Source organism: Streptomyces sp. JLBG701 (assembly GCF_058544905.1).
Genome location: NZ_CM178588.1, coordinates 151258 through 171790 on the forward strand (window position 1 = coordinate 151258; position 20533 = coordinate 171790).

At 71.8% G+C, this 20533-nt stretch carries 22 protein-coding genes; 3 read left to right on the forward strand and 19 right to left on the reverse strand.

Going from position 1 to position 20533, the window contains the following annotated elements:
• Positions 1-18 precede the first annotated feature (18 nt).
• From AC5DRG_RS00790 to AC5DRG_RS00825, 8 genes are all read right to left on the reverse strand, one after another.
• Complete coding sequence (locus tag AC5DRG_RS00790; protein WP_491807348.1) at positions 19-216, reverse strand: hypothetical protein; 198 nt, start codon at positions 214-216, stop codon at positions 19-21.
• 89 nt (positions 217-305) lie between these two features.
• A complete protein-coding gene (locus AC5DRG_RS00795) occupies positions 306-578 on the reverse strand; it encodes an acyl carrier protein (RefSeq protein ID WP_491807349.1) in 273 nt (90 codons plus the stop codon).
• A gap of 5 nt (positions 579-583) precedes the next feature.
• A complete protein-coding gene (locus AC5DRG_RS00800; protein ID WP_491807350.1) occupies positions 584-2050 on the reverse strand; it encodes a dihydrolipoamide acetyltransferase family protein in 1467 nt (488 codons plus the stop codon).
• A gap of 1 nt (position 2051) precedes the next feature.
• Positions 2052-3062: an alpha-ketoacid dehydrogenase subunit beta gene (locus tag AC5DRG_RS00805; protein WP_491807351.1), complete on the reverse strand. Its 1011-nt coding sequence runs from the start codon at positions 3060-3062 to the stop codon at positions 2052-2054.
• Positions 3063-3077: 15 nt separating this feature from the next.
• On the reverse strand, positions 3078-4091 hold the full coding sequence (gene pdhA / locus AC5DRG_RS00810) for a pyruvate dehydrogenase (acetyl-transferring) E1 component subunit alpha (RefSeq protein WP_491807352.1): 1014 nt from the start codon (positions 4089-4091) through the stop codon (positions 3078-3080).
• Positions 4088-5890 carry an acetate--CoA ligase gene (gene acsA, locus AC5DRG_RS00815; RefSeq protein ID WP_491807353.1) on the reverse strand — a complete coding sequence of 601 codons (1803 nt, stop codon included), beginning with the start codon at positions 5888-5890 and terminating at the stop codon, positions 4088-4090. Before acsA ends, pdhA begins: the two co-directional genes overlap by 4 nt.
• A gap of 464 nt (positions 5891-6354) precedes the next feature.
• The gene (locus tag AC5DRG_RS00820) at positions 6355-6777 is read right to left on the reverse strand and encodes an Hsp20/alpha crystallin family protein (RefSeq protein WP_491807354.1); all 423 of its coding nucleotides are present in this window, start codon (positions 6775-6777) and stop codon (positions 6355-6357) included.
• A gap of 97 nt (positions 6778-6874) precedes the next feature.
• Positions 6875-7474 carry an Rv1733c family protein gene (locus AC5DRG_RS00825; RefSeq protein WP_491807355.1) on the reverse strand — a complete coding sequence of 200 codons (600 nt, stop codon included), beginning with the start codon at positions 7472-7474 and terminating at the stop codon, positions 6875-6877.
• Positions 7475-7714: 240 nt separating this feature from the next.
• Here AC5DRG_RS00825 and AC5DRG_RS00830 point away from each other — a divergent pair, with 240 nt between their 5' ends.
• Complete coding sequence (locus AC5DRG_RS00830) at positions 7715-8440, forward strand: hypothetical protein (RefSeq protein ID WP_491807356.1); 726 nt, start codon at positions 7715-7717, stop codon at positions 8438-8440.
• Positions 8441-8612: 172 nt separating this feature from the next.
• Here AC5DRG_RS00830 and AC5DRG_RS00835 read toward each other — a convergent pair whose 3' ends face one another.
• The 8 genes from AC5DRG_RS00835 to AC5DRG_RS00870 form a co-directional block, all read right to left on the reverse strand.
• Positions 8613-8843, reverse strand: coding sequence for an OsmC family protein (locus AC5DRG_RS00835; protein WP_491807357.1), 231 nt, complete (start codon positions 8841-8843; stop codon positions 8613-8615).
• A gap of 193 nt (positions 8844-9036) precedes the next feature.
• Entirely contained in the window at positions 9037-10176 is a 1140-nt protein-coding gene (locus AC5DRG_RS00840; RefSeq protein ID WP_491807359.1) for a site-2 protease family protein, read from the reverse strand.
• 532 nt (positions 10177-10708) lie between these two features.
• A complete protein-coding gene (locus tag AC5DRG_RS00845; protein ID WP_491807361.1) occupies positions 10709-10930 on the reverse strand; it encodes a hypothetical protein in 222 nt (73 codons plus the stop codon).
• Positions 10931-11005: 75 nt separating this feature from the next.
• Positions 11006-11296: a hypothetical protein gene (locus AC5DRG_RS00850; protein ID WP_491807363.1), complete on the reverse strand. Its 291-nt coding sequence runs from the start codon at positions 11294-11296 to the stop codon at positions 11006-11008.
• Positions 11297-11372: 76 nt separating this feature from the next.
• Positions 11373-12251 carry an alpha/beta hydrolase gene (locus AC5DRG_RS00855; RefSeq protein ID WP_491807365.1) on the reverse strand — a complete coding sequence of 293 codons (879 nt, stop codon included), beginning with the start codon at positions 12249-12251 and terminating at the stop codon, positions 11373-11375.
• 185 nt (positions 12252-12436) lie between these two features.
• A complete protein-coding gene (locus AC5DRG_RS00860) occupies positions 12437-13126 on the reverse strand; it encodes a hypothetical protein (protein WP_491807367.1) in 690 nt (229 codons plus the stop codon).
• Positions 13123-14352, reverse strand: a complete 1230-nt coding sequence (locus tag AC5DRG_RS00865; protein WP_491807368.1) for an Acg family FMN-binding oxidoreductase — start codon at positions 14350-14352, stop codon at positions 13123-13125. Before AC5DRG_RS00865 ends, AC5DRG_RS00860 begins: the two co-directional genes overlap by 4 nt.
• Positions 14353-14809: 457 nt before the next feature.
• Complete coding sequence (locus AC5DRG_RS00870) at positions 14810-16147, reverse strand: phosphoribosyltransferase family protein (RefSeq protein ID WP_491807369.1); 1338 nt, start codon at positions 16145-16147, stop codon at positions 14810-14812.
• A 327-nt stretch (positions 16148-16474) separates the two neighbouring features.
• Between AC5DRG_RS00870 and AC5DRG_RS00875 the strand changes: the two genes are divergently transcribed.
• Positions 16475-16921 carry a hypothetical protein gene (locus tag AC5DRG_RS00875; RefSeq protein ID WP_491807370.1) on the forward strand — a complete coding sequence of 149 codons (447 nt, stop codon included), beginning with the start codon at positions 16475-16477 and terminating at the stop codon, positions 16919-16921.
• 215 nt (positions 16922-17136) lie between these two features.
• Positions 17137-18036, forward strand: a complete 900-nt coding sequence (locus tag AC5DRG_RS00880) for a CapA family protein (protein WP_491807372.1) — start codon at positions 17137-17139, stop codon at positions 18034-18036.
• Between the two features lie 83 nt (positions 18037-18119).
• On the opposite strand, the gene AC5DRG_RS00885 is transcribed toward AC5DRG_RS00880, so the two are convergent.
• From AC5DRG_RS00885 to AC5DRG_RS00895, 3 genes are all read right to left on the reverse strand, one after another.
• Positions 18120-18389 carry a hypothetical protein gene (locus tag AC5DRG_RS00885; RefSeq protein ID WP_491807373.1) on the reverse strand — a complete coding sequence of 90 codons (270 nt, stop codon included), beginning with the start codon at positions 18387-18389 and terminating at the stop codon, positions 18120-18122.
• 10 nt (positions 18390-18399) lie between these two features.
• The gene (locus AC5DRG_RS00890; RefSeq protein ID WP_491807374.1) at positions 18400-18819 is read right to left on the reverse strand and encodes a hypothetical protein; all 420 of its coding nucleotides are present in this window, start codon (positions 18817-18819) and stop codon (positions 18400-18402) included.
• Between the two features lie 1152 nt (positions 18820-19971).
• The gene (locus tag AC5DRG_RS00895; protein WP_491807375.1) at positions 19972-20400 is read right to left on the reverse strand and encodes an STAS domain-containing protein; all 429 of its coding nucleotides are present in this window, start codon (positions 20398-20400) and stop codon (positions 19972-19974) included.
• Positions 20401-20533: the final 133 nt, after the last annotated feature.

A 20533-nucleotide genomic window follows, 5' to 3' on the forward strand; every position in this document is an offset into this window, starting at 1 on the left:
GCCTTTACGGCCCGGAGTTCAGCAGCGGACGGACATGGGGTGATCCGCGGTCGCCGGCCGGGACGGCTTCTGCGTCGGTGGCCTGCGTACGCGTCGGCGCAGCAGACGGACAGCGAGCGCGTCGAGCACCGCGGTGAGGACGAACATCACCCCCACGGCCGCGAACAGCAGGACGGCGAACAGCTCCCAGAACTGCGGTGTGAGACTCGTACCCACGGTCTCGCTCCCTTCGGACTCATGCCGTTCCCCGTTACCGCCAGCCAACTCCGTTGCGGGGCACGGCACATGAGCCCTCCGGGCCGGACTCAGGTCCCAAGTGGCCCTTGCCCGGTCCGGGCGACCAGGAAGTCCACCGTGTCGGCCAAGGTGGTGAGTTCGGGATAGTCGTCCTCGTCGATGCGTACGCCGGTGCGCTCCGACAGGAGCTCCACCAGGCTCAGGAAGTCGAGCGAGTCGAGCTCCAGCGCGTCGCGGAACTTGTCGTCGGGCCGGACGTGGGTGAAGTCGGCGTCCGGAACGATCTCGGTGATGGACTCCTTGACGAGGGTCAGTGCCTCCGTGCTGTTCAAGGGCTTCATCCGGTTCACAGCTCCTCGGGTTCCTGCAGCAGTCGGTCGACGGCCGTGAGGTAGCGGGCCCCGATCGCGCCGTCGGTGGCGCGGTGGTCGGCGGACAGGGTGGCGGTCACCACGGGGCGTACGCCCAGCAGGCCGCCGGTCGCCCAGGGCCGTTCGACGACCGCGCCGAAGCCGACCAGGGCCACCTGGGGCGGGTGGATGACGCCGAACACGGTCTCCACTCCCTGCTCGCCCAGGTTGGTGACGGTGAGGGTGGCGCCCGCGAGTTCGCTGCCGCGCAGCCGTCCCCTGCGGGCCCGCTGGACGAGGTCCTTCAGCGCGGCCATGAGCTCCTCGGGCTTGAGCGTGTCCGCGTCGTGGATCACCGGTGTGATCAGTCCTCCGTCGCGGAGCGACACGGCGACGCCCAGGTGCACTCCGGCGCCGGGCGTGAAGTCGCCGTCCTGCCAGAAGCCGTTGAGCTGCGGCACGTCATGGGCCGTGGTGGCCGTGGCCTTGAGCAGCAGCGCCGCGGGGACCAGGCGGTCCGCGGGCGGGCGGCTTCGGTTGCGGCGGTGCAGCCACTCGACGGCGGCCGTGAGGTCAATGGTGGTGGACAGGTAGTAGTGCGGGATCTCCCGCTTGGAGCGGCTCATGAGGTCGCCGATGGCCCGGCGCATGAGCGCCGTGCGCCCGCCCTCACGGCTCTCGTGCGACGGCGTCGGCCCGGGCTCCTCGGGACGCTCCCGGGGCGGTGGGGTCTCTTCGGGGGCGGCAGCGCCCCGCGCGCGCACGGCTTCGTGCACGTCCGCCGCTCGGACCGCCCCCATGCCGCCCGTGCCGTGCAGCCTGGCGAGACTGACGCCGAGTTCACGGGCGAGCCGTTGGGCGTACGGCGTGGCCCGCACCCGTTCCCCGGGGGCGGGCTCGGCGTGCTCGACGTCGGCGCGGGTGATCCGGCCGCCGCGTCCGGTGCCGTGCACGACCGTCAGGTCGACGCCCTTCTCCGCGGCGAGGTGCCGCACGAGCGGCCCGGCTCCGACGACCGGCCGGACCTCGGCGGCCGGTTCCGGGCGCGGTGCCACGGGAGCGGCCGCCACGAGGACGTGTTCCCGGACGGGCTCCTGCTCGTCCGTCGCCGACACCGGCTGCGCGAGGGGCGTCGGCTGAGCTTCCGCAGGGCTGGGCTCAGCAGCCGTTCGGGCCACCGGCTCGGGCACGGCCTCCGCGGGGGCGGCCTCCCGTACGACGGCCGTCGCCCCGCTGTCGATCACCGCGAGCGGCGTCCCCACCGGAACCCGCGTTCCGGGCTCGACCAGCAGCCGCCCCACGGTTCCCGACTCGAAGCACTCGACCTCGATGGCCGCCTTGTCGGTCTCCACTACCGCCACCACATCGCCCTTGCCGACCCTGTCCCCCGGGCCGACGAGCCACTCCTGCAGCAGGCCTTCGTCCATGTCGGCGCCGAGTGAGGGCATCGTGAACTCGCCCATCTCATCCCACCGCCCCTCGTGCGGCCACGACGATGTCCGCGACCTGTGGCAGTGCGGCCTCCTCCAGCCTGCGGGCGTACGGTATGGGCACTTCGGCGCTGCAGACCCGGGCAACGGGGGCGTCGAGGTCGTAGAAGTTGTGCTCGGTGATGCGGGCGGAGATCTCGGCGGCCAGGCTGCCGGTGCGCCAGCCCTCGTCGATGACGACGGCGCGGTGTGTGCGCGCGACCGAGTCGCCGATCGCCGCGTCGTCCAGCGGGCGCAGGGTGCGCAGGTCGATGACCTCCGCGTCGATGCCGCCGCTCGCCAGTTCGTCCGCGGCGGTCAGTGCCTTCGGCAGCGCGCCGCCGTAGGTGATCAGGGAGATGTCGGTGCCGGGCCTGCGGATCGCCGCGTGGTCGAGGTCGACGGGGCCCGCGTCGAGGGGGAGGTCGCCGGAGGCGTTGTACAGGCTGCCGTGCTCGAAGATCAGCACCGGGTCGGGGTCGGCGAGCGCCGGGGCCAGCATGTGGCGGGCGTCGGCGATGGTCGCCGGGGCCAGGACGCGCAGGCCCGGGATGTGGGCGTACCAGCCCTCCAGGCTGTGTGAGTGCTGGGCGGCGAGTTGCCGTCCGGCGCCGGTGGTCATCCGGATGACGATCGGGACCGCCAGTTGCCCACCCGACATGTGCAGCAGGGTGGCCGCGTTGTTGAGGATCTGGTCGAGGGCCAGCAGGCTGAAGTTGACCGTCATGATCTCGACGATCGGCCGCATGCCGGCCAGGGCCGCGCCGATACCGGCGCCGACGAACGCCGACTCCGACAGCGGGGCGTCCCGGACTCGTTCGGGGCCGAACTCCTCCAGCAGGCCGAGGCTGACGCCGAAGCAGCCGCCGTAGCGGCCCACATCCTCGCCCATCAGGAAGACCCTCTCGTCGGCGCGCAGCGCGTCCCGCAGGGCCTCGCGCATCGCCTCCCGGTAGGTCGTCTTGCGCTCGGCGGGATCAGCGGTCACAGTTTCGGTCGCGGTCATGGTCAACTCGCCTCCTCACACCTGGCTGGTGACGTACTTCAGGAGGTCCTCGACCGGTTCCTCCGGCGCCTGCTCGGCGGTCTCGACGGCGCCGTCGATCTCGGCGGAGATCCGGTCCTCCAGTGCGGTGAGCGCCTTGTCGGTCAGCCCTTTGTGCTCGCGCAGCTGCCTGACGAGCCGCTCGATCGGGTCGCGTTCCTTCCACTGCTCGATCTCCGCCTTGTCGCGGTAGCGGTCAGGGTCGTACATCGAGTGAGCCCGGAAGCGGTAGGTGCGCATCTCCAGGAAGTGCGGCCCGGTGCCTGAGCGGATGCCTTCGGCCGCGCGCCGGGCCGCGTCCTCAACCGCGAGCACGTCCATCCCGTCGACGGCCCAGGAGACCATGCCGTACGAGGCGGCGCGCATCGCCAGGTCCGTCTGGGCCTGGTGGCGTTCCAGGGCCGTGCCCATGGCGTACAGGTTGTTCTCGCAGACGAGCAGCAGGGGGAGGTGCCACAGGGCGGCGAGATTGGCCGTCTCGTGGAACTCGCCCTCAGCGAAGGCGCCGTCGCCGAAGAAGCAACAGGTGACCCGGTCACGTCCGTTCATGCGGTCGGCGAGGGCGAGGCCGGCAGCGAGGGGCAGGCCGCCGGCGACGATGGCGTTGCCGCCGTAGAAGCGGCGGTTCGCGTCGAAGAGGTGCATGGAGCCGCCGCGGCCGTGGCTGCAGCCGGTGGCCTTCCCGAACATCTCCGCCATGATCGCGTCGGCGGGCACGCCGCGGGCCAGGGCGTGCCCGTGTTCGCGGTACGTCGAGACGACCGCGTCGACCTCGGTGAGCACCTCATTGACGCCGACGGCGACGGCCTCCTCGCCGATGTACAGGTGCATGAACCCGCGTATCCGCGCAGCGCTGTAGAGCTCCACGCAGCGTTCCTCGAACCGGCGGATGCGCAGCATCGAGCCGAGCAGGGCCAGCTGATGCTCCGTCTGCTGTTTCGACCGTGCCTTGGATTTGGTCTTGCGCGGGGTGCGGGCGGTGGAACTCATGCGGACCCCTCCGTTCCTTCCAGGGTGGAGATGTCGCCCTCGGGCAGGCCGAGTTCACGGGCCCGCAGCAGGCGGCGCATGACCTTGCCGCTGCGGGTGTGCGGCAGGTGCTGGTCGAAGGCGATCTCGCGCGGGGCGACGGCCGGGCCGAGGCGGCGCCGGGCGAAGGCCAGCAGCTCCTGCCGCGTGGCGGCGGTGGCCTCGAAGCCGGGCCGCAGCGACACGAACGCCTTCACGATGTTCCCGGCGACCGGGTCGGGCCGCCCGATCACTCCGGCCTCGGCGACCGCCACGTGCTCCATCAGGGCGCTCTCCACCTCGAACGGCCCGACGAGGTGCCCGGCCGACTTGATGACGTCGTCGGCACGCCCGACGAACCAGTACCAGCCGTCGGCGTCACGGCGCACGAGGTCGCCGGTGAGGTACCAGCCACCCGCGAACGCCGCCGCGGACCGCTCCTCGTCGTGGAGATAGCCGCGGAACATCGACGGCCAGCCGGGGCGCAGCGCCAACTCGCCCTCCACGTCCGGCTGTTCCAGCACGGCGACGTGGCCGTCGGTGACCTCGGCGCGCCCGTCCTCCCCACGCCCCAGCACCGCCGCCTCCACACCGGGCAGCGGGCGCCCCATCGAGCCGGGCCGGATCTCACAGCCCGCGAAGTTCGCGATCATGATGGCGCCGGTCTCGGTCTGCCACCAGTTGTCGTGCACCGGCAGCCCCAGGACGTCCCGCCCCCACACCACTGCCTCCGGGTTCAGCGGCTCGCCCACCGACGCGATGAAGCGCAGTGCGCTCAGGTCGAAGGAGGCTGGCAGGGCGTGCGACCCCGTGCGCGGCGTCGTGCGCATCAGCATCCGCAGGGCCGTCGGGGCCGTGTACCAGACGCTGACGCGCTGCTCGGCGAGGATTCGGTACCAGCGGCGGGCGTCGAAGTCGCCCTCGTCCACGACGACCGTCACACCGTGCATGAGCGGCGCGACAATCCCGTACGACATGCCGGTGACCCAGCCCGGATCGGCCGTGCACCAGAACACGTCCTGCGGATGCAGGTCGAGGGCGAACGCCGCGGTCGCGTAGTGCGCGACGGCCGCCTCGTGCACATGGACGGCGCCCTTGGGGGTGCCCGTGGTGCCGCTGGTGAAGTGCAGCAGGGCCAAGTCGTCGGGCGAGGTCGGCGGGATGGCGAAGGCGTCCGGCGCGTCGGCCATCAGCGCGTCGTAGGAGACCGTGCCGGGCAATTCATCGATGCCCTCACCGACGATCAGCACGTGCTCCAGCTCGGGGCACCGCTCGCGCTGCCCGGCGACCTTCCGGCGGTACAGGGCGGCCGTCGTGACCAGCACCCGGGCATTGCTCAGGCGCAGCCGCTGCGCCACGGGATCCGGGCCGAAGGCGGAGAACAGCGGGCACAGGACGCTGGTGTTCTTCAGGGTGCCGAGGACCACGGTGTACAGCTCGGGACACCGCCCCAGCAGCGTCACGACCCGGTCGCCCCGGCCGACGCCGAGCCCGCGCAGCACGTTCGCGAACCGGGCGGTGGACCTGGCGAGCTCCTGGTACGTCACCGTGGTCAGGGAGTCGTCGCGGCCCACGCAGCGCAGCGCGACCGCCGTCCCGTGATCGGACTCGGCGTGCCGGTCCACGGCCTCGTACCCGATGTTCAGTCCGCGCCCGCCGGGCAGACCGCACAGTCGGGCGCGCGCGCCCGACCAGGAGAAGTCCACGCACGCCTTCTCGTAGTCCTCCAGGTTGGGCGGAACCGGCGGCGGAGTGTCCTTGCGGATCGTCTCCCAGGGCATGACGCCTCCCTTCCCTGCGGGCCTGTATCCACCATCCGCCCAGGCCGTGCCGCCCGCACTGGGCCGAACGGCCTCCGGACCGGGCCGGACGGCGTCCCGCGTCGCGCGGCACGCGAGGCGGTGCGAGCGGGGACGGTCGGCCCCAGGAGAGTGCCGAGCGTCCTCGGCATGCCCCACGGCGTGCGTCTACGGAACCGGTCGCACCGTACGCGGGATCGACTCGGTGGCGTACTGGATGAGCGCATGCGCCGGTGGGTCGAGACCCCAGCGGGACGGGAGCGGCCGGGTGACCCCACACACGCTGGTCGGCTTCCGACCTGGGGGGCCGTGCCGGGGACAACTCCCGTGCGGCTGCTGACCATTGGGCGCCCGCGAAGGCACTGGCAGACCAGGACACACATGTGCACGGTCGGAAGTGCGAACCGGCCGCGCACATGTGGTGCGGCTGAGCGCGCCACCCACGCTCAGGTGTGCCGCACCGGAATGGTCCTGGTGCCCGTCTTCGCCTCCGGGACCGGGACCGTGATGGTCAGGACACCGTCCTTGTACTCCGCGCCGGCCTCGTCGCCCCTGGCGCCGGCCGGCAGCCGGACGGAGCGGGCGAAGCTGCCGTAGCGGAACTCCGAACGGTGCTTCTCCGTGGTCTCCTCACTGCGCTCGGCTCGCAGGGTCAGGACACCCTCCGAGACGGTGATCTCGACGTCCTTCGCCGGGTCGATGCCCGGGAGCTCGGCCTTCAGCACGTACGTGCCGTCCGCCAGGTGCTCCTCGACTCGGATGCCGTGCATTCCCGGGACCGCGTGCGCCCCGGGAATCCCGGACTCGACCCAGCCGAAGAGGTCGGGCAGCGTCGGCCAGCCCGGGAACCGCTCGATCATGCCGCTCATGTCTCCCTCCTTCTCTGTTCCTCCACTTCCAGCGTCATGCTGCGGGGCCGGGACGTGCGTGGGCCGACCGGCCCCATGCCGGACCCGGTCGGCCCTGTCAGCCGAGCATCCGCTTCCTCCACTGCGGGCCGACCCGAGCCCACTGCGCGTCCCACTCCGCCATGCGCCGTCGGTCCAGCCGTCCGCGCACGAGCCATCCGGCCCCCAGCACGGCACCCCCGGCACACAGCCCGGCCGACGCGCCGATCAGAACTGCCTGCAGCCGCGCCTCCGTCGCGCTGGCGGGCGTGCGGACCAGCCTGCCCGTGCGGTCGGTCCACACGGTGACCGAGGTGCCCTTCATGGTGCGGGGCTCGACCCTCGCCAGACCCGTGTGAGTCGAACCGTCGGCGGTGGTCCAGCGCACCTTCGCCCTCACCGTGTCGTCGCTGGTTCCGGACGTCGGCAGAGGCGAACTCTTCGGAGCGTCCTCGATCAGGACCGCCGAGACGGAGTAGAGCTGCGCTCGCCGTGCGGCAAGGCTGTGTTCCGCAGACCCCGTCGCCGCCCGACCCGCGAGCAGGCCGCCGAGGAGGGCGAGAATCCAGGCGCCGAGCACAATCCAGGCCTCCACGCGGTCGCTCCGGCGCCGTAGCGGATTGCGCCGCCACCGCCAGAACCGGATCTTGGTCACATTCCTGTGACGTAACTTCGCCATCGGTCGACACCCCTTCACGCCCACCGGCGACCGTCACCGACGTCCTCCACCTGGAACTTTTCTCGTCACCCCGGGCGTATGGGAGGGGCCGACCAGGCACGGCACGGACCGACCGGCGCACCTGCCAGGTCCGAACGGCCCCTGGGCCGGCCCTCCTCCCGGAGCGAAGCTGTCAGGAAGGACAGTCCCGCGGCGCCGGGTCGTGCGGTCGCGGCAGCAACGGCTCGGAAGGTGATGATCGTGTCCAGCAGGCGAACCGCCGCCGCGCTGGCGGCCCTGGTACTGGTCGGCACGCCGGTCGCAGGATGCGCGACAGGTGACAGCACCTCCAGCGGTACGTTCCGCAGCCCGGCCACCGCCGCTCCTGCCCCGCCGGGTCCGGGCTCGTCGGGTGACGGCTGGGACGACTGGGATTCGTGGGGGCCAGGCATGATGGGTGACGACTGGGGCTCCTGGGGGCCGGGCATGATGGGCGGGTACTACTGGCTCCCCGGCGACGGCATCCCGGTCAAGAGCCTGGACCAGGCCCGCCGGCACGCCGACGCCTTCGCCGAGCGGTTCGGGCTGCGCGTCGGCGAGGTCATGCAGTTCTCGCGGAACTTCTACGCCGAACTGCAGACCCCGGACGGAAAGCCGGCCACCGAGGTCCTCGTCGACCCGACGGACGGCGACACCGGAATCGAGTACGGCCCCGCGATGATGTGGAACACCGAGTACGGCATGCACCACCGCGGTCGGACCCAGACCCGGTTCACCCCCACCCAGGCCCAGGATCGCGCCCGCCAGTGGCTGTGGAGCCAGGGCGGTGACCTCACCGTCGGCGAGGCCGAGGCGTACCCCGGCTACTACACTCTGCACACCCTGCGCTCCGGGAAGATCAGCGGCATGCTGTCGGTCAACGCCTCCACCGGCGCCGTATGGGACCACACCTGGCACGGCCGCTACATCGCCACCAGCGAGCGATGACGGGCACGAGAAACACGGTTGCCTCTCACCGTCGCTGAGAGCGTCGCCGGCTGTACGAGCCCAGGGCCCTGCCCAGCGACATGCGGCCGCCACTGCGACCACCGCAGCCGGGACGAGATCGACCGGTGGAATGCCCGGGCACGCAGACTGCGGCGGCAAGGACTCCTCCGTATCAGCCGACCTCGATCGTGATCTCGGGCGGCATCCGCAGTGTGTTGCGCACGGTGCAGTGGTCGACCACTACACGCAGGGCCTCCTGCCGCGCGTTGCTCAACTGGACGGGCAGCAGGATCCGCATGCGAACGGTCGCGCCCCGGGCGGGCCGGTCGTCCGTCATGTCGAACGCGGGCCTGACCTGCAGCTGGCCGTACGGCAGGTGGTGCCGCTGCAGGAAGCGGCCCACGATGGGGGTCTCTCCCGGTCGAGCGAAGTCGAGACCGGGGGAACGCGACGCAGCCGGCGAGCGAGACGACGAACAGCTCGACGGGGGGGCCGTCGTTGTCGCCGCCGGCCTCGACGGGCTGGTCGACGGTGAGTTCGTGTTCATCACCGCACCTCCTTCGGGTGCTCTCGGCCGTGCTGCGAGGGCGAGTCGCTCAGGAGCTGGCCCGGGGGGCGGTGGTCAGCCAGGTCAGGGCACGACTGACGTCGGCGAGTGTGACGATGCCGACCAGCTGTCCGTCGTCGAGGACCAGGGCCCGGCGGTCCCTGCTCGCCTCCAGTCGGGGCAGCAGATCCACGACCAGGTCGTCCGGGGCGGCCGTCACTACGTCGGAGAGCGGACGCATCACGTCACCGACCGTCGTGGTGTCGCGGGCCTGGAGCGGGATCTGGTTGACGAGTACGACGGTGACCAGTCCGGCGGCCGTCCCGTCCGGGGCGAGCACGGGGAAGGCGGAGTGACGGTAGTGGCCGAAGGGGCCCTCGGCCAGGAACCGGTCAACGGTCACCGCAGTCGGCACGGTGACCGGATCTCGGGTCATCACGCGACTGACGGGGATATCGTCCAACACACCACGCACCTCCGACTGCCGTTCCTCGGCGGTCGCGGCGGCGATCAGGAACCAGCCGATCAGGGCCGGCCACAGCCCGGACAGATCCTCGGCGAACAGCACGGCCGCGAACCCGGTCACGACCATGAACCAGCCCAGCATACGGCCCGCGGCTGTCGCGCCGCGGGTGGCCCGGAGCCGGTCGCCGGTGCGATGCCAGATGAACGCCCGCAGCAGCCTCCCGCCGTCCAGCGGAGCGGCAGGTATCGCGTTGAAGACGGCGAGCACGATGTTGATCGCGGCCAGCCACGCGACGGCCTCGACCACGACCCCGGACGCGTGCAGCTCCTCCAGCCACAGCGCCAGGCCGGTGAACAGCCCGCCGGCCGCAGCGCTGGTGAGCGGCCCCACCGCGGCGATCCGCAACTCCGCGGCCGGGGTGGGGGCTTCGCTCTGCAGGCGGGCGACTCCGCCGAGCATCCACAGTGTGATGCCGTCGACCTTGACTCCGTTGCGCCGGGCGACGACCGCGTGCGCCAGTTCGTGCGCCAGCAGCGAGGCCAGGAACACCACGGCCGTCAGCAGCGCCAGCCCCCAGTACGCCCAGCCCGGATGGCCGGGATGGGCCTGGGGGAAGCGGCCGATCGCCAGCATGACGGACACCAGGCCGACGATGACCAGCACACTCCAGTGCAGGCCGACGCGGACACCGGCTATCCGCCCCAGAGGCAGTGTCTCCTTCACCGGACTCCCCGCCTTCCTCGGTACGGTTTTTCCCGAACCCACCCGGCGCACCGCACATGGTCGAACGCCTCGATCTCACGGCACACCCCGCACGTCGCACGCCGCGCGAGCTTCCGCTCGTAACCCGTCCCCCTGCCGGCCATGTGCTCCACCAAGCGTCCAAAGACATGGGCGTGCCATACACACGCCCCGCACCCGCAGCGGTCACACACCGCGACCGCCGGCGTCACCGTGTCGTCGAGTGCGCAGTCGTAGCAGTTCACGACGCACTTCCCCTCGCCGCGTTCCACACCTTCATCGTCGGACACGGAGCGGTGACCCGGGGCGGGCCACTCGGCCCCTGTCCCGGGGACGACCGGCCGTGATTCACCGTCGTTCGGTGGGCCGACGGCAAGGTGTCCTGGCAGGGCAAGGCAGGCAAGAGCAGCCGCGCACTTGCACGCGGACAACGGCCTCTACTTCTTCGGCTGTGCGACGAAGTCGCTGACGACGGCGGCGCCGGGTACCGAACAGCCCGTGAGGAGGCGAACAGTCAGCCGGTCGAGCTCAGTTGCCGGGCCATGGACACCCAGGCGTCGATGTCCTTCCAGCCCTGGTAGTCGCCGTACTTGCCAAGGACGAGGGCGTCGTAGGCACCGGCCTCACGGTGCGGCTGCAGGGCGTGCACCTCCGTGTCCAGGCCGTGTTCGGCGAGCTTGGCGGCGATGCGTTCCGCAACGGCGCGAGTGCAGCCGTGTGCGCTGGCGTATCCCACGAGGACAGAGTGGACCAGCCACTCACGACCACGCAGGAGTCCAAGGTCGGAAGCTGCGGGTGCGGTGCGGTTCGGTCAGTCCGGAGTGTCCAGGCATTTCGCGGCCAGCTCCTTCAGCCGGTCCTTCTTGGCCTCCAGTCGCCGCCCTTCGCCATGCCAGCGGTGCCGTGCCTGGGGCCGCCAGCGGGGCGGTTCGCGGCGTCGCCAGTCCGTCAGGGCGATCTGGGTGCAGGCGTCCTCGACCGCGAGCATCATCACGTTCGGCAGCCGGAGCACGGCCTCCACGCCCACGGTGCGCTGCGCGCACGGCAGGTCCACAACGGTCATCGGGCGCTTGCGCGACTTGCGCCAGGGAACCGTACTCATGGCGACCACCTCCAGGACGTCCTCCTCGGGACCCGCTTCGTCCACCGTGTCGAGGCACGGCCGGGGCGTGCGGTCATCATGCACACTCCGGCCGACGTGACGACAGGGGCCGAGAGGCCCTCCACGCGGCCGAGAGGCCCCTTGGTGACGACGGAGGTGATGGCCGAGGCGACGGCGGAACAGCTACTTGTCGGAGTTGATGCCGGAAACAGGCATGGTCACCAGGTCGGACTGGACCATCAGGTGGGTCCGGGTGCCGGAGTCCTGCCAGGTGAGGGCGACCCGGCTCCAGCACGGGCGTTTGGTCGGGGCCGCGTACGGGGATCGAAGGCCGGGCGCTCTCCGGGTTCGGGGCGCCGGGCGCGGTCGCCGAGCCCGGTGGTAGGGCTGCTGCCGTGCTGCGTGTCAGGAGCTCAAGGAGCAACGCGTTGATGTCGTCCGGGCGTTCCAGCGGGAGCAGGTGCGCGGCGCTGGGGACGACGGCGAGTTCGGCAGAGGGGATCCGCTCGGTGAGGGGGGCGCTGTGGATGGCGGCGGTGATCTGGTCATTGATACCGACGGCGACGAGGACAGGGCAGCGTCCCAGGGCAGGGAGGGCCGCGTACTGGTCGTGGGCCATCAGGGCCGGGTAGCAGGCGGCGATGGTGGTGACAGGGACACGCGCCATGGCGTGGATGGTGACCCGGACCGCGGTCGGCTCGACCGGTGACCGGTACAGCAGCGGGCGGGTGAGCCGGAAGGCCAGGAGCCCCGTGTGGCGGCTTACGGCGTCGACGGTCGCGGGCAGGCGAGCGAGCTGGGGCAGGCCGACTGCCAGGGCCCGGTGCAGCAGGCGGGCACCGGCGGGCGGCAGCCCCATCGGGGTACCGTTCAGCTGTCCGGCCGACGTGGACAGCAGAGCGATGCCGGTGATCCGGGTGGGCGTTCGGCCCTGAAGTGACGTACGCTCCGGCACCTTGCACGTCCGTTGCACACGCTGGTGTGCACCGATCGGCCCGTTCGAAGGCGGCATCGACGGTGCGGCGTTCGGGCCGGCACTTCGAACACGTGTGCCGGTGAGACCGTGCCACCGGCCTCGAACGAGCGGTCAAGGCTGCGTGGCTGTGGTCCTCTTCGGGAGGCGCGGGACGGGCCTGGTCGTCAACTCGGGCCCCCGGGTTCGAAGAAACGGTGCCGGTGGTGGCGACGCATCGCCACCGTGCCGGTGAGGAGTGCCAGGGCGGCCGCGAGCGGGGTGACTGCGGACCACCAAGTGATCACCGCGAACGGCACTGCCCCGAGCAGGAGGGCGGCGACCGCGATGGGAACGGAGCGGCCCGCGATCCACGGTGCCAACGCCACGGCGAGCCCGCCGACCAAGCCCGTCCACAGCACCAGGGACGAGTCGGCGGCCGACGCGACCAGCATCAGGCAGGCACCCAGCACGCCGGTGAGGATCGCCGGCCAGGCACGGCGGACGACTCGGGCCACGTCGGCGGGAGCCGCACGGATCTCGGCGACCGCGGCCGACAGCAGCAGTGCCCCGGGCAGCCACCACAGCCGCCCGACCGTGGAGAAGCACACCGTCCCCGCCACCAGCCCGGCACCCGCGAGAGCCGTGCGGCGCACGGCGGTTGGTGGCCGGGTCGCCCGTAGTCGGACCACGGCCGCCACCAGGGCCAGGCCCGACAGGGCGATGGTCAGCAGGCCCAACGGGACCGGATCCGCCTTGTGCCCCGCCCAGGCCCCCAACTCCCCGCCCGCGGCGGCCTGCACGATGCCCGCCGTCACGCCGAGCGCGCCGCCCAGCAGCCCCGACCGTGCCGCGTACCGGTCGGATCGCGTACTCACAGGACCACCTCCGACACCGGCCGACGCGGGCTCGGCCGCCCGGGGCGTACGGGACGGCCCAGCCGGAACGCGACCAACGCCTGACGGTCCGGGTCCATCACGAGGGCGGCCAGCCGCGGGCCGAACTCCGGCTTCCGGCCCAGGCTGAGGTCGCGGTCGATGCGTTCGGTGATCTGGTTCATGTGCTGCAGGGCCAGCCCACGCGCGGTCACGGCCAGGTGGATGCGCTGCAGCAGCCGCCCGCCCGCGAGCTGCTGCGCCGCATCACGCGGGTCGGGCACCAGCAGCACGCCGTAGGCGGCAGCCGTCCTGGTGTGCACGGTGCGGGTCTGGTTCACCCAGAACCTGTCGCCGGAAGTGCGGGAGGTCGTCGGCAGCAGTTTGGCGACGGCGGTGGTCAGGGCACCCAGGCCCTGACCGTCGAGGGTGAGGCCGTCCCGGTGCTGCTCTATGGCGTCCGCGTCGCCACGGAACCAGCGGAAGCCGTCCTTGGACTGCGCCTCGTCGGCCGTCACCGCCTGCGCGGCCTCGACCAGCAGCGCGCCCATCTCCTTCTTGGCCCGGGCGGTCGTCAGCCAGACCGGGCGGACCGGTCCGGAGGTGTCGTTGAGGGCGGTCAGTTCGTCCAGGAAGCCGTCCGGCAGGGGCCTGTCGGCGTACGGGCCGCGGTTGGTACGGCGGTCGCCGATCGCGTCGTAGAGGGCCGAGGTCCGTACCGGGCCGGTCGTGAGTTCGACCCGGGCGGCCAGCGAGGAGGCGGACGCGTCGGGCAACAGGACGGCCCGGGGCTTGTATCCGCGGGCCCGGGCGGCCAGCACGAGATTTTCCAACGCGCAGCCGAGTCCGACGCGCATCTCGCGGCCGTACGGGTCGGGGGCGGCCATCCGCCGCGCCGGGTCGGCGAACAGGTCGATCCCGGTGTCGCCGACGTGGAAGATCCACGGCTGGGTGTTGTGCGGGCTCGCGGCCGGCACGGCTGCCGCCACCATGCCGCGCGGGCCCGACTCGCCGCGCCACTGCCGCCAGGCGTCGAAGGCCTTCCCGCCGGTCGGGCCGAGGAGCTGGTTGTCGTACGCCCTGTAGGAGGCCGCACCGGTGCCGGCCACCGCGACGGTGAGCACGCCCATACCCGCTCCGCGCAGTACCCCGCGCCTGGACACGTCGTGCTCCTGCTCCCCGTCGGCGGGGTCGCGCCGGGCGGCATCGGCTTGGGCTCTGCCAGTCATGCGACCCTCCTGGCGCCGGCTCCGTCACCGCCGGACGGAATCGGCACCTCACCTTCACGCTCACAGCCACGAGCGCTCGGTGACAGGGCCGGAAGGGGCCACCGGGGGAGGCCACAGGTCCCGCTCACGGCCCATCCGGACCTGCCGCCCAGCCACGGGCGCGAGGCGCAAGCCCAGCCGTGTCCATATTCGACCAGGAGCCTGACAGGCAGAAACGTAACCGGGGGGGCGAATGCCTGACCGCCCGCGGCTGTCGCGAACCCGGTGTGAACGCGACCCGGCACAAAGCCGACGCGCGGATGCCGCCGGGGCGGCACTCAACCGCCAGTGCCTCCCGAACGACAGGACGAAACCCTTGGTAGCCCCACAGGTCGCCGTGGTCGGGCGCGGCTGGAACCTGATCTCTCCAGGGCCGTGCCGCCCACCGGGCCTTCAAGGTGGTCGCAGCGCCGGCCCGTCACTCCGCTCGGCGCAGCGGTGCGGGGGCTGCCGGGTGGGCAAGGTGCGCGGTCAGCCAGTCCCGGGCCAGTTCGGCGACCGTGGCCAGGGCGCCGGGCTCCTCGAAGAGGTGGGTGGCGCCGGGGACGACGGCAAGGCGGTGCTCGCAGCGCATCCAGTCGTCGGCGAGCCGGTTGAGGCCGAGCACCCGGGTGTCCAGGCTGCCCACGATGAGCAGGGTCGGGGCCCGCACGTGCGCCAGGGCGGCGGGGGTTGCCAGGTCGGGGCGGCCGCCGCGGGAGACGATCGCGCGGATGTCGGCGTCAGGGGCGGCCGCGGCCTCCAGCGCAGCGGCCGCGCCCGTACTCGCCCCGAAGTAGGCTACGGGCAGGGCGGTTTCGCGGCGCAACCAGAGGTGGGCGGCGTGCAGGCGCCGGGCGAGCAGGACGATGTCGAAGACGTTGTGCCGGTCGCGTTCCTCGTCCTCGGTGAGCAGGTCGAGCAGCAGGGTTCCCAGGCCGGCTCGGTTGAGGGTGGCGGCGACGTACCGGTTGCGCGGACTGTGTCGGCCACTGCCGCTGCCGTGCGCGAACGCCACCACGGCCGGGGCCGCATCGGGCAGGACGAGCCTGGCGGCCAGTCGTGCCCGATCGGCGTCCACTTCGATCTCCCGGTTCGCGGGCGGCGGGTCGGAGGCGGCCGGGAGGGAAGGCGCGGACGCGGGGTCGGAGGTCTGCGTAAGCAGAGTGGTCACCTCGGCGTCGGACGTCTGCGTGAAGTCGCGGTACTGGGCACCGACAGAGCCCATGTAGCGGAGCGCTTCCAGGCAGACGACCCGGTCAGCCACGCTTCGCAGGTGCGCGATCGTCCGCTCCGGTCCGACCGGTACGGCCAGGACGACCTGCGCCGCGCCCCGACCGCGCACCACCCGGCAAGCGGCCTCGGCCGTTGCGCCGGTGGCCAGCCCATCGTCCACCACCACTGCCGTACGCCCGGCGACAGGGACAGCAACCCGGCCCTGGCGGTAGCGGCGCACCCGCCGGTCGAGTGCGGCCCGTTCGATCCGCTCCACGGCCGCCTGCTCGGCGGGATTCAGCCGGGTCTCCCGGATCACGTCGGCGTTGAGGACGCACACTCCGTCCTCGCCGATCGCGCCGAAGCCCCACTCCGGCTGCCACGGCACACCCAGCTTGCGCACCACGAGCAGGTCCAGCGGCACGCCCAGCTCACGGGCCGCCTCGTACGCCACCGGTACTCCGCCCCGTGCCAGCCCCAGCACCACCACGTCCTGGCCACGCAGGAACTCGAGGCGCCGTGCCAGCTGTCGCCCGGCTGCCCTGCGGTCGTCGAAACGCATGAGCCGCCTCCCCACCCACTGTCGCGGTCCGGCGGCACTCAGCCATCGCACCCCGCGGCGGCGAGTTGTTCCTGTTCCCTATTGCATCGCGTTCCGCCGGGTGTCGGTAGGGACATCCGGCTCAGAGCCGGGACCATCGGACCCTGCCGCAGACCGATGGACGGCGGCAGACTCGTTGTCGGCGTTCGCGCTACGACGGTTCCACCTCTCCGGCCGTGCTCAGGGGGCACCATGACGTGGAGCGTTCCTCTTCCTCTCCGCCCGTCGGCGGCACTTCTGTCTCGTCTGTCTCGTCGTCGGTGGACGATGCCGCCGCGATCACGGACGGTGCGAGCCGCTGATACCGGCCCGGGTTCCTCGCCCGTCGCGGTCCGCCGCTACGCCGGGTGTCTGCTGATCGAGGTCAGGGAGGAGATCGGCCCTGCCGCCGAACCCCACCTGGGCCGTCTGCTGCACACCGCCATCCGCCCGGGCGGCACCGCCGTCCTGGTCGATCTGCGGCGCACCGGCAACCTGGGCGCAGGCGGCGTCAACGTGCTGCAACTGGCACGGACGCTGGCCGACCAGCACGGGATGCCGTTCGGCTTCGTACACGATGCTCCGTCCACACCGGTCCTGCCCGGGGACGTACGGCAGCCGACGGCGCGACCCGCCGCAATGTCCCCGGGCGGGCTCGGCGAGGGCCGACTGCCCCCAGCCACGGCCCCTTCGGCCCTCCCTCCCGCTCGCCGGTGGGGGGCGACACTGAGCGGGGAGGGACGGAGCCGACGCTGACGGCGTCGCAGGATCGAAGGCGCACGCCCGGGAGACGGCCTCGAAGACAGCCCGGGGACAGGGCGGACGGCGGCGACCGCGGCGCCGGCCAGGCACACGACATTCTGCTGCCCCAGGGCCTGTGTAGCCAGGCAGAGTACGCGGAGGCGAGAAACCATGGCCGTCACCATCGCTCTGGCCGGGATGCCCTGCTGGGCCGCGGCGTCGGCGAGGTGTTGGCCCACCGGACGCAGCACCCCCTGTTCACCCCCGCGGTGCACAAACTCGTCGCGTCCGCGGACCTGTTCCTGCTGAACCTCGAATGCTGCGTCTCCGACCGTGGCACCCCCGTCGACGTGCCGGGCAAGACCTTCTTCCTCCGCGCCTCACCCCGCGCCGCCGACGTGCTGGCCGACCTCGGCGGGGACGCGGTCTTCCTGGCCAACAACCACACCCTCGACTACGGCCCCACCGTCCTCCTGGACACCCGTGCCCACCTGGCACGGGCGGGTATCCACTCCGTCGGTGCCGGGGCCACGATCGAGGAGACCCGCACTCCGCCGACCCTGCAGTCCGGCGGGCTGCGTATCGGGATCGTGGCCGTCACCGACCAACCCCGCCGAGTTCGCCGCGGGCCCCGACCGGCCCGGCGTGGCCCACGCCGACCTGTGGCACGAGGCCGTGCCCGACTGGCTCACCGTGACCATATGTACGCTGGCACACGACACGAAGGTCGTACTGGTCGGCATGCACTGGGGCCCCACCATGACCGCCCGCCCCGTCCCCCACGTACTCCACGCCGCACCCGCCCTCACCGAAGCGGGGCCGACCTCGTCATCGGCCTCTCCGCGCACGTCTTCCACGGCTTCACCCGCCACGCCCTGTTCGACCTGTTCGACCTGTTCGACCTCATCAACGACTACGCCGGCCACTCAGCCCCGCGCAACGACCTGGGCCTGCTCTGGCTGATCACCCTGGACGAGCACGGCCCCGGCACACCGAGGCGATCCCGATCGCCCTGGACTACTGCCACACCCGCCTCGCCGACCGCGAGGAGTACGCCCGGATCGCCGACCGGCTCACCCGCGCCTGCGCCGAACTGGGCACCCACGTCACCGACGATGGCGACCGCCTGACCGTCGGCTGGCCCCGCCGGGCGGCACGGGCAAGCTGACCGTCCCCACCACTGCGGCCGGCCGCACATCGGCCGGACATCCGGCTAGAGGATGCGGGCCACGCCGGGAACGCGGGCGATGAGGAGCCGGCCGAGTTCGAACGATCCCGCGATCCCGCCGCTCGCTACGGTGAGTGCCTTCGACTCGGTCGGCAGCGGGGCTGGCCGCAGGGCCACGGCGAACCCGACCAGGACCAACTCCTGATCGATGAACGCCCCGTACGCACTGCGGCCGGCGACCGGGCCGATCCAGCGCAACGGCCGGTCGAGCCACCAGTGCTCCACGGCAAGCAGCCACACTGCACCGGCTACCACAAGAATGCTCTCAAGGGGTGAATCCCAGGGCCGACCAGTGCGGGCCGCCCGCCACGTCCTCGACCCCGGCCAGGGCCCCCAGGCCGGCCATGAACACCATCATCGCCACCACGGCCAGCAGCGTCGTAGTCCGGCACTGCCGGTACAGCCGGTCGGGAACCGCGGCGAGCCACCCCTGCCGGTAGCCGATGACGCCGAGTGTGAACGCCGTGATGCAGCCGGGCCACTCCCACAGTTGCAGGCCCGACACATCACTTTCGGCCCCGATCGGATACGGCAGGCGGACGAGGAACGATGCCGGAACCACCACCGCGGCGAACAGGAGCAGGCGGCCTGCTGTGATGTCGGGCATCCGGCGCGGCAGTGGGCCCGGCGTCCGGACGGCGACTCCGCCCGCGCAGGTCAGCGAGAAGACCAGCAGCACTCCCACGAACCGCAGCGGGCCCGTCCCCAGTTGGGGCGGCTTGCCGAGGAACTCCTGACTGTACGAGCCGGTCGCCTCCCCCAGCGGGTGTTCAGCGCATAGGACAGCGCAGGGTTCACCAGCAGGACGTACGCAGCGAACGGCACCCCCAGCCGCAGGCAGCCGGCCAGGACGTATGCCCCGACACCCCGACGCTCCAGTTAACTGGCGGTCACAGAAGGGGAGTTGGCGGCCGTGCATAAGTATCAACCGACGAGCGGCATCGGCTTGCCCGAGCGCGCCGCCCCCGTACGGCCCGCGCATACCTCCGGTTGAATAATGACCCCTCGAAGCCATGGTGCACACGGGTGGGCATCCGCGTTCTGTCGCACGTACGCCCAGGGCTCGTGGGCGATCCCGACCGGGCCCACCTGCCCCGGGAAGTCCCCGTCAGTCGACCTGGCGCACCACGCCGCGCAAGGCCCTCACTGGCCTCCATGTGGGGCCGGTAGCCTCTGCGGTGCCCGTTGCCGCGGCGTGATCCTTGAATCAGGCGCAGCGTCGAATCCGGCACCGTGGAGGGGCTCCCCCGTCCCCACCGGAACGGCGACCGCGCCAGGGGGACGGCCTCTCGAAGGCGCGGCCGCACGTGGGTCGTTGGCCGGTGCCCACGCGGTTGATACCCGTGCGGGCACGTCTCCCGCCCGGCCTTCGGCCCGCGCACTCCGAGGCCACGAGTGATCGTGCTATCTGATGACGGCTGATGTTGCGTGATGCTGTTGTGCCTGATCAGAACACATGCGCCGTGCTCGGTGCCGGTATCCCGTGCCGCACTGTCCACAGGCGTCCGGCCATCCCTTGGCCGCCCCGGGCCACCTACGCCGCGCCTCAACCCCTGCACACAGCAGTTGTCGAACCCCCACAGCGCACTCAGGTGGCGAGATTCCGCAGGTCTCACCGGTCACGAGCACACCCAACCCGTCGGCGTCCACGAACAGCATGAACATGCATCTGCCGGTAGGCGACGTGAGGGTCACGCCACTCACAGCGAGTCGTCAATACGGCTGTCGCCGACCCTTCTCCGCTCCCCCGGCGTACGTCCAGACCGCGGAGACATCAGTCCCCTGTCGCTGCCGGAACCGGCTTGCGTGCCATGCCGATTGTCCTTGCTCGGAGCGGCTACTCGCCCTCGCCTGGTGAGTCGATCGGCCCGTCCCCTTCGTACAGGTCGAGTGCCCGCCCGAGTCCGAGCTGGTTGAGGGCGCCGAGCGGCTGGCGCCCGACGTGCGTGGCCATCACCCACGTGCCGGGGGCCCGCGCCGCGCGCAGCGCCATGAAGAACACGGTGCCGCCGTCGCCATGGAGGTACGTCACGCCGCCGAGGTCGATCTCGAGGACGCCGGGCTGTGAGCGCAGGATCTCTTCCAGGTTCTTGCCGAGGCGTTCGGCATTGGCAGAGGTGATCTCTCCGGAGAGCCGTACGACGGCGTGATCGGGGTTGGAATCGGGTTGGTGTCCGCGGCGCCGGAACGGGTGGCGCAGGCGGCTTCCTGCCCCGAGCAGTCCCCGGTGCTCGGGGGACTTCCGGGCGGGGGATGAGTCTGGCATCCGAAGCTCCAGGGCAGGGGGCGGCCATTGCCGACCAGACTTCCCGGCGCACCTGGGCATCAGCGTAGGCACAGCTCGCACAGGCCCGCCGTCCGGAAGGGTTGTGGCTGGGCTGATCGGGGCTCGGGCAGAG